At 63.1% G+C, this 14,781-nt stretch carries 19 protein-coding genes; 10 read left to right on the plus strand and 9 right to left on the minus strand.

The features are described from left to right. Position 1: 1 nt before the first annotated feature. The 3 genes from fmt (at position 2) to truA (ending at position 2,362) form a co-directional block, all read left to right on the plus strand. A complete protein-coding gene (gene fmt / locus JQK88_RS03665) occupies positions 2–973 on the plus strand; it encodes a methionyl-tRNA formyltransferase (protein ID WP_203277458.1) in 972 nt (323 codons plus the stop codon). Then, the gene (locus tag JQK88_RS03670; RefSeq protein ID WP_192257010.1) at positions 970–1,476 is read left to right on the plus strand and encodes a GNAT family N-acetyltransferase; all 507 of its coding nucleotides are present in this window, start codon (positions 970–972) and stop codon (positions 1,474–1,476) included. The genes fmt and JQK88_RS03670 overlap by 4 nt, the downstream gene beginning before the upstream one ends. Before the next feature lie 130 nt (positions 1,477–1,606). After that, positions 1,607–2,362, plus strand: coding sequence for a tRNA pseudouridine(38-40) synthase TruA (truA, locus tag JQK88_RS03675; RefSeq protein ID WP_192257008.1), 756 nt, complete (start codon positions 1,607–1,609; stop codon positions 2,360–2,362). Here truA and JQK88_RS03680 read toward each other — a convergent pair. Both JQK88_RS03680 and dapE read right to left on the minus strand, forming a co-directional pair. Beyond that, complete coding sequence (locus JQK88_RS03680; protein ID WP_192257006.1) at positions 2,359–2,964, minus strand: transporter; 606 nt, start codon at positions 2,962–2,964, stop codon at positions 2,359–2,361. The two genes, truA and JQK88_RS03680, sit on opposite strands and share 4 nt — an antisense overlap. A 2-nt stretch (positions 2,965–2,966) precedes the next feature. Further along, complete coding sequence (gene dapE / locus JQK88_RS03685) at positions 2,967–4,160, minus strand: succinyl-diaminopimelate desuccinylase (protein WP_203277460.1); 1,194 nt, start codon at positions 4,158–4,160, stop codon at positions 2,967–2,969. 115 nt (positions 4,161–4,275) lie between these two features. On the opposite strand from dapE, the gene JQK88_RS03690 reads away from it, so the two are divergent. After that, complete coding sequence (locus JQK88_RS03690) at positions 4,276–5,289, plus strand: 2-dehydropantoate 2-reductase (RefSeq protein ID WP_203277462.1); 1,014 nt, start codon at positions 4,276–4,278, stop codon at positions 5,287–5,289. Between the two features lie 72 nt (positions 5,290–5,361). On the opposite strand, the gene JQK88_RS03695 is transcribed toward JQK88_RS03690, so the two are convergent. The 4 genes from JQK88_RS03695 to dapD form a co-directional block, all read right to left on the minus strand. Then, positions 5,362–6,132 (minus strand): hypothetical protein, encoded by a 771-nt coding sequence (locus JQK88_RS03695; RefSeq protein ID WP_192257000.1) that lies wholly within the window; start codon positions 6,130–6,132, stop codon positions 5,362–5,364. A gap of 21 nt (positions 6,133–6,153) precedes the next feature. Then, positions 6,154–6,525 carry a DUF805 domain-containing protein gene (locus JQK88_RS03700; RefSeq protein ID WP_246501765.1) on the minus strand — a complete coding sequence of 124 codons (372 nt, stop codon included), beginning with the start codon at positions 6,523–6,525 and terminating at the stop codon, positions 6,154–6,156. Then, positions 6,518–6,871 (minus strand): DUF805 domain-containing protein, encoded by a 354-nt coding sequence (locus tag JQK88_RS03705; RefSeq protein ID WP_112559022.1) that lies wholly within the window; start codon positions 6,869–6,871, stop codon positions 6,518–6,520. Before JQK88_RS03705 ends, JQK88_RS03700 begins: the two co-directional genes overlap by 8 nt. Before the next feature lie 72 nt (positions 6,872–6,943). After that, on the minus strand, positions 6,944–7,798 hold the full coding sequence (gene dapD / locus JQK88_RS03710) for a 2,3,4,5-tetrahydropyridine-2,6-dicarboxylate N-succinyltransferase (RefSeq protein WP_203277464.1): 855 nt from the start codon (positions 7,796–7,798) through the stop codon (positions 6,944–6,946). A gap of 226 nt (positions 7,799–8,024) precedes the next feature. On the opposite strand from dapD, the gene JQK88_RS03715 reads away from it, so the two are divergent. Beyond that, entirely contained in the window at positions 8,025–8,870 is an 846-nt protein-coding gene (locus JQK88_RS03715) for an LOG family protein (protein WP_192256994.1), read from the plus strand. An 85-nt stretch (positions 8,871–8,955) separates the two neighbouring features. On the opposite strand, the gene JQK88_RS03720 is transcribed toward JQK88_RS03715, so the two are convergent. Further along, positions 8,956–9,675 carry a pyrimidine 5'-nucleotidase gene (locus JQK88_RS03720; protein WP_192256993.1) on the minus strand — a complete coding sequence of 240 codons (720 nt, stop codon included), beginning with the start codon at positions 9,673–9,675 and terminating at the stop codon, positions 8,956–8,958. A gap of 175 nt (positions 9,676–9,850) precedes the next feature. On the opposite strand from JQK88_RS03720, the gene JQK88_RS03725 reads away from it, so the two are divergent. From JQK88_RS03725 to JQK88_RS03735, 3 genes are all read left to right on the plus strand, one after another. After that, on the plus strand, positions 9,851–10,612 hold the full coding sequence (locus JQK88_RS03725; RefSeq protein ID WP_203277466.1) for a GGDEF domain-containing protein: 762 nt from the start codon (positions 9,851–9,853) through the stop codon (positions 10,610–10,612). Between the two features lie 179 nt (positions 10,613–10,791). Next, positions 10,792–10,962 carry a hypothetical protein gene (locus tag JQK88_RS03730; protein WP_192256990.1) on the plus strand — a complete coding sequence of 57 codons (171 nt, stop codon included), beginning with the start codon at positions 10,792–10,794 and terminating at the stop codon, positions 10,960–10,962. Beyond that, positions 10,959–12,398, plus strand: coding sequence for a GMC oxidoreductase (locus tag JQK88_RS03735; RefSeq protein WP_203277467.1), 1,440 nt, complete (start codon positions 10,959–10,961; stop codon positions 12,396–12,398). Before JQK88_RS03730 ends, JQK88_RS03735 begins: the two co-directional genes overlap by 4 nt. Before the next feature lie 158 nt (positions 12,399–12,556). On the opposite strand, the gene JQK88_RS03740 is transcribed toward JQK88_RS03735, so the two are convergent. Further along, positions 12,557–12,724, minus strand: a complete 168-nt coding sequence (locus tag JQK88_RS03740) for a hypothetical protein (protein WP_203277469.1) — start codon at positions 12,722–12,724, stop codon at positions 12,557–12,559. A 95-nt stretch (positions 12,725–12,819) separates the two neighbouring features. Between JQK88_RS03740 and JQK88_RS03745 the strand changes: the two genes are divergently transcribed. Beyond that, positions 12,820–13,311, plus strand: coding sequence for a MarR family winged helix-turn-helix transcriptional regulator (locus tag JQK88_RS03745; RefSeq protein WP_203277471.1), 492 nt, complete (start codon positions 12,820–12,822; stop codon positions 13,309–13,311). Positions 13,312–13,325: 14 nt separating this feature from the next. On the opposite strand, the gene phhA is transcribed toward JQK88_RS03745, so the two are convergent. Beyond that, the gene (gene phhA, locus JQK88_RS03750; RefSeq protein WP_203277473.1) at positions 13,326–14,162 is read right to left on the minus strand and encodes a phenylalanine 4-monooxygenase; all 837 of its coding nucleotides are present in this window, start codon (positions 14,160–14,162) and stop codon (positions 13,326–13,328) included. A gap of 140 nt (positions 14,163–14,302) precedes the next feature. Between phhA and JQK88_RS03755 the strand changes: the two genes are divergently transcribed. Beyond that, positions 14,303–14,779 carry an Lrp/AsnC family transcriptional regulator gene (locus tag JQK88_RS03755; RefSeq protein WP_192256980.1) on the plus strand — a complete coding sequence of 159 codons (477 nt, stop codon included), beginning with the start codon at positions 14,303–14,305 and terminating at the stop codon, positions 14,777–14,779. Positions 14,780–14,781 lie beyond the last annotated feature (2 nt).

Below are 14,781 nucleotides of genomic sequence, written 5' to 3' on the forward strand. Positions count from 1 at the left end.
GATGCCGCTTCGCGTCATCTTCATGGGCACGCCGGAGTTTTCGGTGCCGGTGCTGCGCGCGATCGCCGAGGCCGGACACGAGCTAGCAGCCGTCTACACGCAGCCTCCGCGCGCCGCAGGCCGGCGCGGGCTGGAACTGACGCCGTCGCCGGTGCAGCGCGAGGCCGAGCGGCTTGATATCGCGGTGCGCACGCCGATTTCGCTGAAAGGCGAGGTTGAGCAGGCTGCATTCGCCGCCTTGCGGGCTGATGTCGCCGTGGTCGTCGCCTATGGCCTGCTGTTGCCGAAGGCCATTCTGGAGGCGCCGCGGCTTGCCTGCCTCAACGGCCACGCCTCGCTTTTGCCGCGCTGGCGTGGTGCAGCTCCCATCCAGCGCGCCATCATGGCCGGCGACACCGAGACCGGCATGATGGTGATGCATATGGAAGAGGGCCTTGACACCGGCCCGGTGGCATTGGTTGAAAAATGTACCATCGGACCCGATATGACGGCCGGCGACCTGCACGATCGGCTGATGCACATTGCTGCCACACTGATGGTGGAAGCGTTGTCCCGAATTGAGGCGGAAACGCTGGCATTCACCTTGCAAGCTGTGGATGGGGTGACCTACGCCCGAAAAATCGACAAATCGGAGACCCGCGTGGACTGGACGCGGCCGGCAGTCGAGGTCCACAATCACCTTCGTGGCCTGTCGCCCTTTCCCGGGGCCTGGTCCGAGATTGAAATTGGCGGCCGTACGGAACGGCTGAAACTGCTTCGCTCGACGCTTGTGGACGGCCAATCACTTACCGAAGATTGGTCGCCTTCGGAAGATTTGGGCGAGTCGGGAGGAATTCTCGATGACCGGCTGACGGTCGCCTGCGGAACAGGCGCGGTCAGGCTGGTCGAAGTTCAACGGGCGGGCGGAAGGCCCGCCGCCGCGCAGGAGTTTCTGCGCGGGGCCAAGATCGAAAAAGGAATGAAATTCACATGAGCATGATGTCGATACGCGCGGCAACGCCGCGGGACCGCGAGGCTATTCGCCTCGTCGAGGAACACGCATTCGGCCAGCAGGCGGAGGCCGGGCTGGTCGACGCGTTGGTCACCGGCGGCGACGCCGTTGTCGAGTTGGTGGCGGAAGAAGACGGCCAGGTGGTCGGCCACATCCTGTTCTCCAGGCTGTATGTGCAGAATGGCGGCAAGAGTTTCCCGGCAGTGGCGCTGGCGCCGTTGGCGGTGGAACCTTCGTTCCATGGTTCGGGTATTGGTGGTGCGCTGATCCGCGAGGCGCATATCCGCCTCAAGGACGCCGGCGAAGTGCTCGCCGTTGTCTTGGGCGATCCGGCCTATTACGGCCGCTTCGGCTACAACCATGCGCGCGCCGAAAACTTCGAGAGCGAATACCAGGGCGAGGCGCTGCAGGCGCTGGCCTGGGGCGACGCACCTGAAAAAGGCAAACTGGTTTACGCCCAGGCCTTTACCGCACTCGCCGCCTGAGCATGATGCCGAAAAGTGTGAAGCGGTTTTCGGACGACATCATGCTCTATCTCTTTGATTTAGAGCCGGATTCAGATTTCGGGTCGATTCGACCTGAAATCTTCCGGCTCTAGGCGAGTGTCGATAGCCTATGCCGCGTTTTCGTCTCGATATCGAATATGACGGCAGCCTCTTCGCTGGTTGGCAGCACCAGGCGGATCAGCCTTCGGTGCAGCAGGCGATAGAACAGGCGATCGAGAAATTCAGCGGCGAGGCGGTGCGAATACGCGCCGCCGGCCGCACCGACGCCGGCGTCCACGCGACCGCCCAGGTAGCGCATGTCGACCTCGCCAAGGCGTGGCCCAACGATAAGGTGCGCGACGCCGTCAACGCGCACCTGCAGGCGGCCGGCGCGCACGTCGCCATCCTGCAGGCGAGGGTTGTCCCCGACGATTTCGACGCCCGTTTCTCGGCCACCGGACGGCACTATCTCTACCGCATCCTCAACCGGCGCGCGCCGGCTGCGATGGAAAAGGGCAAGGTCTGGTGGGTGCCGAAGCGGCTCGATGCGGACGCCATGCACGAAGCGGCGAAAGTCCTGCTCGGCCGACATGACTTTACCACCTTCCGCTCGACGCAATGCCAGGCCAACAGTCCGGTGCGGACGCTGGAGCGGCTCGATGTGAGCCGCCAGGGCGACCTGATCGAGGTCAGGGTCTCGGCGCGCTCATTCCTGCACAACCAGGTGCGCTCCATGGTCGGGTCGCTGAAACGCGTCGGCGACGGCGGCTGGACGGCTGCCGATCTCAAGGCCGCGCTCGACGCGCAGGACCGCACCGCCTGCGGCCAGGTGGCGCCGCCCGACGGGCTTTTTCTCATCGGCGTCGACTATCCCGAAAAATCCTAGGCCGGGGCGGCCGTCGGTACAGTGATGCCGAGCAGCGCCACCAAGCCGAACAAGACGGCCAGAGATACCACCAACATGCCTGTGAACACGGCGGTGCCGACAGCCGCGCCCTTGCCGATCGCGGCGTTGGTCATCCGCCAGGTGAGGACCAGCGACAGCACCACCAGAACCAGCCACACCAATTCGGCGAATGGGTTGCCGGACGGCAGGAAGAGCCTGATCAACGCCGATGGCAGCAGCATCCAGGCGGTGATTGCCGACGCCCAGTTGCTGGCGACGACGTAGTGGACGAAGCGGTCGCCGATGCCGGCACGCGACGCGACCAGGGCAAGCACGACCAGCGGCAACAGCCACGAGCCGAGGTCGACGGTTGCCAGCCGGATCAACATGCCCAGCCGCCCGGCGAACGCATTGGGGTCGCCGATCTCGTTGGCCGTGCCGACCCAGCCGACGATCATCGCCGGCGCGGCGACGACGATGGCAAAGAAGGAATTCCAGAAGCCGTCCGCCGACAGGTCGAGCAGCCGCAAGCCGTCGGCCTTGCCGAGCATCAGCCGCCAGGCGCCGGTAAGCGATGAAGAGGTCTCGTCAACCGAAAGCATGATCAGCCTTGCTCGAACCAGTCTTCTATGAAGCGCTGGTAGATCTGGGTCAGCGTTTCGAGGTCGGCCAATGCGACGCGTTCATCGACCATATGCATGGTCTTGCCGACCAGTCCGAACTCAACCACCGGGCAATAGTCCTTGATGAAACGGGCGTCCGAGGTGCCGCCGGAGGTGGAGAGCGCCGGCTCCTTGCCGACCGCCGCCTTGATCGAGCCACGCAGCGTGTCGATGAGTTTGTCGTCGCGCGTCAGGAAAACGTGGCTCGGCCGGTCGCGCCAGACAAGCTCATAGTCGACGGGGGTCTTCTTGCCGGTCCGGTATTTCTTGCGCTTGGCAGCCTGGTCGAGGCGGTTGTGGATCTCGGCCTGCACCGTCTCGGCCGTCCAGCTGTCGTTAAAGCGGATGTTGAAGGTGGCTGTCGCCTTGGCCGGGATGACATTGGTCGCCGGATTGCCGACATCGATCGAGGTCACTTCCAGATTGGTCGGCTGGAAATCCCTAGTGCCCTTGTCGAAGACGGGGTGGAGCAAGGCCTCGACCAGGCTCATCAGGCCGCGCACCGGATTGTCGGCAAGCAAGGGATAGGCGACATGGCCCTGGCGGCCGTTGACGGTCACGCTGCCCGACATCGAGCCACGCCGGCCGATCTTGATCATGTCGCCGAGCGCGTCCGGATTGGTCGGCTCGCCGACGATCGAGGCATCCCATTTCTCGCCCTTGGCGGCCGCCCAGTCGAGCAGTTTTGTCGTGCCGTTGATGGCCGGGCCTTCTTCATCACCGGTGATCAGCAGCGAGACCGAGCCTTTCGGGCCACCCTTGTTCTCGACATGGCGCGCCACCGCGGCGATGAAACAGGCGATGCCGCCCTTCATATCGACGGCGCCGCGGCCGTACATCTCGCCCTTGGCGATCTCGGCGGCGAAGGGCGGATGCGTCCACGATGCCTCATCGCCCACCGGCACCACGTCGGTATGGCCGGCAAACATCAGATGCGGCCCATTGCCGGAGCGGCGCGCATAAAGGTTCTCGATGTCGGGCGTGCCGTCTTCGGAAAACACCGGGCGTTCGACGGAAAAGCCGAGCGGCTTCAGCATGCCTTCCAGCGCGGCCAGCGCACCACCCTCGGCGGGAGTTACGGAGGCACAGCGTATGAGGGTCGCAAGATTGGCGGCGGGATCGGTCGGCAGTTTCATGGGCAAAGCGATAATCGAAAGCGAAAGGCCTGTCACGGTCAGAGATGATGACCGGTCCTGCCGCCGACATTATGGTTTTCATGTCGTATAGTGCAGGCCAACACGGGATTATCGCATGGCCAACGCCGAAAAGACCATCGTCATTGCCGGCGCCGGCAGCATCGGCTGCTATGTCGGCGGCTGCCTGGCGCTGGCCGGACGCAAGGTGGTGTTTCTGGCGCGGCCGCGCATCGCGGAGGCCTTGCTGGGCGGTGGACTGCGTGTCACCGACCTCGACGGTCGCGACCGATCCATCAAGCCAGTGTCCGTCACTGCCGACCCCGCCGCCGCCCTGCCCAATGCCGACGTGGTGCTGGTAACGGTCAAGAACGGCGCCACTGAAGAGATGGCGGCGCTCATTGCCGCACACGCTCGCGGCGATGTCGTGGTGGTCAGCCTGCAGAACGGTGTCGGCAATGCCGACCGGTTGCGCGCCGGGCTGGGCTCTCGACCGGTGCTCGCCGGCATGGTGCCGTTCAATGTTGTCCAGTCGGCCGAAGGCGACTTGCCGCTTCACATGCATCGCGCCAGCGAGGGCAAGGTGATGATCGAAGAGGGTGCGGCCAGTCTTGCCGGCCTTCTCGATGTCGAAGGCCTTGCTGTCGAAACCCATGCCGACATCAAGGCAGTGCAGTGGGGCAAGCTGCTGATCAACCTCAACAATGCGCTCGTCGCGCTGTCCGGCCTGCCGCTCGCGAGTGAACTTGCCGACCGCCGCTGGCGGCTGATCCTGGCCGGTCAGATCGACGAGGCGCTGGCGGCGATGAAGGCCTCAGGCATTGCGCCGGCGCGGATCGGCGGCCTGCGTCCCGGCCTGCTGCCGAAACTGCTCCGGCTGCCGGACTGGCTGTTCCGGCTGGTGGCGCGGCGCATGCTCGCAATCGACCCGCAGGCGCGCTCGTCGATGTGGGACGATCTCCAGCGCGGCCGGCCAACCGAGATCGGTGACCTGCAGGGGGCGGTCCTGAGCCTCGCCGAAAAGGCCGGCACGCCGGCGCCTTTGCTGAAGCGGGTCACCGCGCTGGTGCGGCAGGCGGAGCGGGAAAAGCGCGGGTCACCCGGGCTAACGCCGGAAGCCGTCACGGGATAGGCTGCTCGCCGCGAGCGTCAGGCCTTGGCTCGCACATGAGCCCGGAAAGGCAGCCACGCCGGCACCGCTGCGTCACAGCTTTGGCGCGCGCCTCGGAGCCGGCGCCTTGCTCGCCGGGCCTGGAGCCGGCAGCGGCTGCACCGCCGGATGGTTCTCGATCAGCGTGATCTTCTGCCAGATCTTGCGCGACAGGTTCGATGCCAGGTTCTCGACGTCGTTGACGCCGTCGATGACCACATCGTCATTGACCGACTGCGCGAACAGCGCTGCGATCTTGCCGGTGATCGACAGCATTTCCGAGCAATAATCGAGGTAGCGCGCCAGGTCCGCGGCATTGGTGATACGCGCCGGCGAATGCGCGGTCGGCCTGAAGTTGGCAGACAATGCGGCTGGATCCTTGGTCAGCTGGTGCATGTCGATGACATGGATCAGCGACCTCAGCCCATGCAGCTGGCGAAACACCCGCTTGCGCTTGATGCGCTCCTCGGTGCGGATCAGCGCCAGCAGGCCGAGCACGGCAAGGATGATCATGTTGATCGTGGCTTCGATGCCTTGCACCGACTGCACCGCGTCGTCGGCCTGCGAGATATGGATGAGCGGCAGGATGGTGCCGACGAACAGGAAGATCAGCGCGCCGGCGGCGACGGCGGCGACGATGGCGCCGCGCAGCCACCAGATCGGCGCCTCGAGCGCCTGCGCCGCCTTGGCCAGGTCGCGCGACAGCGACACCAGTTCCGCGGCGACGCCGCGCAGGCCCGCCTCGGGAAAACGCTCGGCGACGCGCCCTTCCAGCCGCTCGGCGGTGTCGATGATCAGTTTCGGATCAAGCGTGCGGTAGCGCATGGCGAGATATCCGGTCGGCCCTCAGGCTTGTGCGGGAGAATTGGTGTGCCGGCCGTAGCGATTGGGCCCGGGATCACTTCTGAAGCAGGCAAGAATGAGAAGAAGAATCGGGCCGATGATGAGAGAGATCAACGCGTAGTAAGTCGGCTTGCCGAAATCATGGAAACGTTTTGCCGTAACCGCAAAGCTCGACCAGGTCGAAATCAGCACAACGGTCCAGAACACAGTGGCCCACACCTGGCTATTTGCGGTGCCGGGCTCCAGTCTGGCAAACTGGTAAAGCGGGAAAAATTGGGCAAGCAGCAAAAGCAGGCCGGCCAGCGCATACGCACCGGGGCTGACGCGGCCTGAGGTTTTGAAGAAAAGCCAAATGAGGTCTGTTTTTTCAGGCAAGCGGATCCGGTCCGTATTGATTGGCGCCCCTGTTGCCTTCGAGGATGCCCAGCTCGACGATGAGCCAGATCGCCCCAATGAAAGGCACCAGCGCGATAAGTGTCCACCAACCCGACTTGTTGCGATCATGCCAACGCTTGGCGTAGACGGCGAAGACCAGATAGAGCGTGGCGATCACATAGATCAGGTAGACGAAACCATAGGGCATGTTGTTGAACGTGGTGCCGATGATGTTGTCGATGATGATAGCGATGATGGCGCCAACGAATATCACACCAACGCAAGCCCAGAATTTGGCGCGGTTGATACGGCCTTCATAGCTCGTCAGGAGATACTTCCAGTCCATGTCACCCCTCCATGCGGAATCAGCGCGACGGAATGTCGCGCCGGCGGAAGGTGCGTCCGTTTGCAAAAAAGATCAATCGCGCAGCAATTCGTTGATCGAGGTCTTGGCACGGGTCTTGGCGTCGACGCGCTTGACGATGACGGCGCAGTAGAGGCCAGGCCCCGGCTCGTTGTTCGGAAAAGCCTTGCCCGGCATCGAGCCGGCAACGACGACGGAATTCGGCGGCACTTCGCCGTAAAAGACCTCGCCCGTGGCGCGGTCGACGATCTTGGTCGACTGGCCGATGAACACACCCATGCCGAGCACCGAGCCTTCGCGCACGATGCAGCCCTCGACCACTTCCGAGCGCGCGCCGATGAAGCAATTGTCCTCGATGATGGTCGGGCCGGCCTGCATAGGCTCCAGCACACCGCCAATGCCGACGCCGCCCGACAGGTGCACGTTCTTGCCGATCTGTGCGCAGGAGCCGACCGAGGCCCATGTGTCGACCATGGTGCCGCTGTCGACATAGGCGCCGACATTGACGAAGGACGGCATCAGCACCGCGCCCGGCGCGACATAGGCCGAACGGCGCACGATCGACGACGGCACGGCGCGGAAGCCGGCCTTCTCGAAATCGACAGCGCTCCAGCCGTCGAACTTCGACGCCACCTTGTCCCACCATACGGCATGGCCCGGGCCACCCTTGATGATCTCCATGGGATAGAGCCGGAAGGAGAGCAGCACCGCCTTCTTCAGCCACTGGTTGACATGCCACTTGCCGTCGGCCTGGCGCTCGGCGACGCGCACGGTGCCGCGGTCGAGCAGGTCGAGTGAAGACTGGATGGCGTCGCGCGTTTCGCCGCGGGTCGCGGTCGAAATCGTGTCGCGCTCCTCGAAGGCCTTCTCGATGGTCTTTTCGAGGCTTGCCAGATCAGGCTTCGACATGAATTCGCTCCGTTACCACGCTGTTAAGGCCATCGCCTTAACCTGTTTTGAAAATCGCGCGGACCCCTTGGCAGGCTTTGCCTGCCTGGGTCTTTGCATGTAGCAGGTTCTTGTCGCAAAAACCGCCGACACTTTTGCGGAACCTGCTTATGTTAAGGCGTATTGGGGGTCAATCGCGCGTGCGCCACGGGACGGCGCAAGTGAACTGTTGGGACGGGTAAAGCATATGACTCCTATGGAAAAGGCGGGATGGACGCCGCTGCCGCATTCGGACGAGGATCTGGAGCGCTCGAAAAGCGTGCCCGATACGCCGCAGACGCGTGCCGACACCTACCGTCTGGCCTGGAACGATCCCGATTTCATGACGCGTCGCGAATTGCGCGCGGTGCGGTTGCAGCTGGAACTCTTGAAGCCCGAAATGATCCTGGCCGAACGCGGCATCAGCTCGACGGTGATCCTGTTCGGCGGCGCGCGCATTCCCGAACCTGGCGGCGAGGCCTGGGCGGCCAAGAACGAGACGCAGAAGAAGAACCTCGAGGAAAACAGCAAATACTACGAGGAGGCGCGCAAATTCGCCCGCCTCTGCGCGAAGCAGTCAGCCACGTCCTATTATCGCGAATTCGTCGTCGTTACCGGTGGTGGGCCTGGCGTCATGGAGGCTGGCAATCGCGGCGCCGACGATGTCGGCGCGCCGTCGATCGGCCTCAACATCGTGCTGCCGCACGAGCAGGCGCCGAATGCCTATGTGACGCCGGAGCTGTGCTTCAACTTCCACTATTTCGCTATCCGCAAGATGCATTTCGTCATGCGCGCCAAGGCTGTTGCGGTGTTTCCGGGCGGCTTTGGCACCATGGACGAGTTCTTCGAGACGCTGACGCTGATCCAGACCGGCCGAATGGAGCGCGTGCCAGTGATCCTGTTCGGCAAGGCGTTCTGGAAAAGGGCGATCGATCTCGATTTCCTGGCCGAACAGGGCACCATCACGCCCGGCGACCAGGACATCATCGACTTCGTCGACACCGCGGACGAGGCGTGGGAGATTATCAGCCGGTTCTACAAGTTAGGGGAATAGCGGAAGAACTAGGGAACTGAGGAACTGAAGAATTGAGGAAAAAGGGGGGCCGGATCGCTCCTCCATTCCCCAGTTCTTCAATTCCTCAGTTCTTCAATTCTTCTACGCCCTCCACAATCGCTGTCAGAAATCCTGCGAGATCGTCGGTGACGAAATCGACGTCGTCCTCATTGGCCGGGTCGCGTTCCCAGATCTCGGCAAAGGTCGGCTCGAAATTGCGCGGCACCACCAGCACTGTGGTCATGCCCAGCGATTTCGGCACCTCCAGATTGCGGGCGAGATCCTCGAACATCACCGCATTGTGGCCGGTGACGGCGTGCAGTTCGGCAAACTTCTCATAGGTCTGGCGCGACGGCTTCGGCGTCAGCCCCGCGGCGACAATGTCGAAGATATCGTCGAAATGGTCGAGGATGCCGAGCTGGCGCGCGGTGCGCTCGGCGTGCCTGCGGTCGCCATTGGTGAAGATGAACTTGCGCCCGGGAAGCTGGCGGATGGCGGTGCCGAGCACCGGATCGGGCACCAGCCACGAATAGTCGATGTCGTGCACCTTTTCGAGGAAGTCGTCGGGGTCGATGCCGTGGCGCGTCATCAGCCCGTTCAGCGTCGTACCATATTCGAGATAGAGCTCCTTCTGCAGCTTGCGGGCCTCGTCACGCGGCAGCGTCAGCAGTTCTCCGACATAGGCCGTCATCTTGACGTCGATCTGTGAAAACAGATTCGAATGGTGCGGATAGAGCGTGTTGTCGAGGTCGAACACCCAGTCGGTGACATGGGCAAAGCGGGCGGGATCGGGCGACGTGGTCATGGCGTCCTTATGGCACGAAATATCTGCTGTTCGAACCCCTTTCTGATGTCAGGCTTATCCACAACCTATACGCATCTAGAGTTGTAGAAATGGGCTCACCATTCAAATTTTAGCCATCGCCGAAAGGTGGCCTTCAGGGCTTGCTGGCACAGAGACGGTTCAGTGGGAGCCAGCGATGAGTCGCATACTTTTAAAGTCCGCCGCCGTCGCGTTCGGCTCGGTAGCCGTCTCGCTTTTGCTGACGCTTATTGTCGTTCCCGCCATGGGTTTTCCGGTCGGTCGCACCATCTGGCTGACGTCGACAGTGTGCCCGCTGGCGCTCGCCTGGATCGCCTGCGCCAGCACCTTCTGGCAGAGCGACAGGCTGAAAGGCGCGCATCGCGACCTTGCCCGCGCGCATGCCCAGCTCGCCGCCGCGCATCGGCGCCTGTCGGAGAAGGCGAGTCGCGACGACATGACCGGCATGCTCAACCGCGAGAGCTTCTTTGCCGCGCTCGACGGCTCGCGGCGTAAATCCGATCGCGGCGCGCTGCTGATCATCGACGCCGACCATTTCAAGGCGATCAACGACAGCTTCGGCCATCTGACCGGCGATGACGCGCTGCTGCTGATCGCCAGCGCCATCGAGCGTGGCGTGCGCAGCGGCGACGTGCTTGGCCGCATCGGCGGCGAGGAGTTCGGCGCCTTCCTGGTCGGCGCCACCGGCGCGGAGGCCAGGCGCGTCGCCGAGCGCATCCGCCGCGAAGTCGAGCTGATCCGCTTCCGGCCGGTCGACGAGCGGACGGTGCCGCTGACCGTCAGCATTGGCGGCATCACTTGCGGTGAGGATGCCAATGTTTCGGAACTGATGCGCGCTGCCGACCTCCGGCTCTACGAGGCCAAGCACCGTGGCCGCAATTTGTCGATCCTCGACCGGGACATTTCCGAGGCCGCCTGAGGCTCGCGCTCATGCTCGCTAAGGATTTGCTAACGTCGTTTTTTCACGCAACCACGCCGTTTACCCGGTTGTAAGCCGTTTACCGGCTAGGACTGGCACGGAAATGGCCTGTCTGGCCGGCACGTGTGCCGTTCAGGGAACGCCATGCGTGGATCGAGGCCCCCATCGAGAGACGTGTCATGAGTTTCTTCATCAAGAAAGTATCGCGCCGCGCCATCGTGCAGGCGCTGATTGCGATGCCGGCGTTACGGCTGTTTCGCAAGCTGCCTGACAGCGACCGCCCCCATGCCGACCCTGACGAGATCGTCGAGGTCAATGGCTGGATCCTGAAGCGGAGCGACCTGGCATGATCTTCGACAGTTATGAGGCGTATCGCGCCTCGGATTTCAAACCCAGGGTCTGTATCCTCGGCTCAGGCCCTGCCGGCACCACCATCGCCAGGAAGCTTGGCGCCGCCGGCATTCCGGTCGTGGTGCTGGAAGCCGGCGCGCGCGAATTCAGCGACGAGTCGCAGGATTTCTACCGTGGCACCACGGTCGGCGATCCCTATTTCGACCTCGATATCACCCGGCTGCGCTTCATGGGCGGCTCGTCGAACCATTGGGCCGGCTGGTGCCGGGTGCTCGACAGCCAAGATTTCGAGCCCAAGGCGTGGGCGCCGGACACTGGCTGGCCGATCAGCCGCGCCGACATCGAGCCCTATCTGAGTGAGGTGCATGACATCCTCGAGCTTCCGGACTTCCGTCCCGATGTGCCGATTTCGGACGACATACGCTGGGTGCAGCTGATCAAGAGCCCGGCCGTGCGCTTTGGTGAAAAATTCGCCGACGAGCTCGACAAGAGCAAGACCATCGCCGTCGTGCTCAACACCTATGCCACCGAACTTGCCGGCGACGGCAAGCGGGTGACCGGCGCCAGGCTGTGGTCGAACGGCCAGGATGCCGGCTCCTTCAGCGCCGATTATTTCATCGTCTGCACCGGCGGGCTGGAGAATTCACGGCTGCTTCTATGGTCGAACCAGCGCTCCAATGGCGGCGTGGTGCCGAACGCCACGGCGCTTGGCCGCTACTGGATGGAGCATCCGACTTTCGAGGGCGGCAATGCCATCCTGGCCGACTACAGCGAGTTCGAGGTCGACGCCGTCAACGAGGCCTTCTTCTCGCCGACGCTGGCCGCCATGGAGCGGCTGCAGATCATGAATTTCGGCATCCGCCTGATCGAGACGCCCTATGCCGGCGTCAAGAGCCTGATTGCCGACTTGGCCTGCACCGCGCCCGATGCCGCCGAATGGGTGGCGTATCAGCTCAGCCAGAATCTGCGCTGCGCGGCCCAGCTCTACGTCGCCTGGGAACAGGCGCCGCTGGCCTCGAACCGGATCGAACTGTCGAAGACCGATGTCGACCATGCCGGCGTGCCGCGCATCGAGCTGCACTGGAAGAAGTCGCCGCTGGAGCGGCGCACCATTCTGGAGGGGCTCAAACTCTTCGGTACGACGCTGATCGAGAAGGACCTCGGCCGCGTCCGCATCATGGACTGGCTTGCCAATGGCCAGGACTATCCGACGGATGAGGAACTGGCCGGCCACCACCATATGGGCGGCACCCGCATGGGTACCGATGTGACCAAAAGCGTCGTCGACGCCAACTGCAAGGTGCACGGCATGGACAATCTCTATGTCGGCGGCTCCTCGGTGTTCTGCACCTCGGGCGAATGCAACCCGACGACGACGATCACCGCGCTTGCCTGCCGGATGGGTGATCATCTCAGCAAGATCATCACTGTGTGACGCAGTCATCATGTCTGATGCTCCAAAAAGCAGGCGGCGCCGGCGCCTGTGACGGCTGCCGGCGCCGCCTTGGCGCGCCTTTGGGAAGATCGTGCTGAGTTGTAGCGATTTACGCAATTCCGGACGGAAAACCGCTACACACTTTTCCTGCAATTGCCCTAGAGGCCGTAGACGGCGATGCGCACCAGCACAGCCGCGGCGGCCAGCGCCACCAGCAAGATGCCGAGGCCGATGGGCGAGCCCCAGCCATACCATTTCATCGCCATCTCGGCATATTTGTACTCTTCCTCATGCGAGAGGGGTGCACGCTGTTGAACCAGGCTCATTTTTCACTCCTTGTCGGCGGCTGGCCCCTTGCTATGTCCGGGCCGCAGCCGCATATTGATGCAATGGTCTAAATGTTAGACAGATTGATAGTTAGATGATCGAAATAAACTCGTCAAGCCACAATCGTGACGACATGACGACGGCCATCGGCCTGGCCATCATGCAGTGGCAGGACGCGACGCAGGCCTATGATGAAGCTGTGGGGGCAAGGCTTGGGCTGAACATGGCTGAACGCCATTGCATCGGGCTGCTTTACGGCGGCCCGCAATCGGCCGGCGCCATCGCGATCGCAACCGGCCTGACGCCGGCCGCCGTGACCGCGCTGATCGACCGGCTGGAAGCGCGCGGGCTTTTGACCCGGACGCGCAGTCTGGAAGACAGGCGCAAGGTGGTGATCGAGGCGACCGAGGCGACGCGCGACCTGTCGGAGCGCTACTACGGCGCCATCGCACGCGAAGGCGAGAAGGTCGTCGCCACCTTCAGCGACGCGGAACTCGCCACCATATCGCGCTTCGTCCACGCCGCACTCGACCTGCAGCGCGACCAGCTGGCGCGGCTGAAGGCCGAGGGGCCGGACGCCGCCTGAGAGCGGCGCCGGAGCTAGACCGTCGCCGGGTCGAGCGCGGGCTGCCCCTTGCGGCGGGCAACGATCGCCTTGAAATCGGCGGTCCGGAACGCATCGCGCAACACGTCGAAGGACGGCAGCACGAAATAGGCGCGCTGGAACTTGTCGATCTCGTAGCCGGTGCGCATCACCGTTTCGAGGTCGAAGGGCACATGGTGCGCATCCGGGCTCGTAACGGCGAACTGCAATTCGGTGAAGGACGACATCAGCCCGGCGCCGAAAGCTTTCAGCGGCTGGTCCTTCTCCTGCATCAGGCCATATTCGGCGGTGTACCAGTAAAGGCGGGTGATCATCTCGTCGCCGCCCAGTGCAATCACGCTCTCGGCTTTCTCGCCATACATCTGCATGAAATCGGCAAACACCGGCTGCGTCAGGATCGGCACATGGCCGAAGAAGTCGTGGAACATGTCGGGTTCGACGATGTAGTCGAGTTCTTCCTTGGTGCGCAGCCAGTTGGTCACCGGAAAACGCCGGTTGGCGAGATGGTCGAAGAAGGGCGCGGCCGGAATGAGGCCGGGAACGGCGACGATTTCCCAGCCGGTCAACATGCGCAGCTTCTCGCTGACCGCGCCGAAATCCGGAATCCTGTCCAGCAGGCCGAGCGTGGCGACGCCGTCGAGATAGGAGTGGTGCGCCAGTTTTTGGGTCAGCTTGGTCTGACGGTCGCACAGCGTGCGCCACACCGCCTGTTCCTCGGCGCTGTAATCATAGCCTTGCGCCACGGTGAAGTCGGAACGGCACACCGAATAGTCGCCGCGCAGGCCTTGGGCCGCGCAATCACGGGCATACTCGGCAACGCTCATCGTCGTCATGGTTCTTCTCCCCTGATCATGACACTTCGAATCTGTTCGCCGAATCTAGCGGCAGCCGGCGAGGCAATTCAGCTTTGATGATGGCTTGGAGGAAGGATTCGAGGTAAAAGTCACCACGCGAAAGCTGAAGGAGAGTGAAAATGCCTCAGTTTGACGATTTCGAGATCAAGATGCTCGAAATCCTGCAGCGCGACGGGAGAAAACCCGTATCCGAGTTGGCGCAGGAGATCGGCCTGTCGACGACGCCATGCGCGCGCCGCTTCGAGGCGCTGCAGGAGGCCGGCATCATCAAGGGCTTCGCCGCCGTGCTCAGCCGCCGCGCCGTTGGCCTGATGGTCGAGGTGTTCATCGAGGTGCGACTGGTCAGCCACAGCGACGGTTCACCAGAAACCTTCATTGCCGCCGTGCAGCGCATGGACGAAGTGTCTTCCTGCTGGACGATGACCGGCGAGCACGATTTCCTGCTGCATGTCATGGTGCCCTCGGTCGACGAGCTCAACGCCTTCGTCATGCATCGACTGATGCGCCTTGCCGGAGTGCGAGACGTTCACACCCAGCTGGTTCTGCAGAACATCAAAGGCCCCGGCCACGTGCCGCTTGCCCATCTCAGGCGGTAAGG

The organism is Mesorhizobium caraganae (assembly GCF_016836705.1).
Taxonomy (GTDB): Bacteria; Pseudomonadota; Alphaproteobacteria; order Rhizobiales; family Rhizobiaceae; genus Mesorhizobium; species Mesorhizobium caraganae.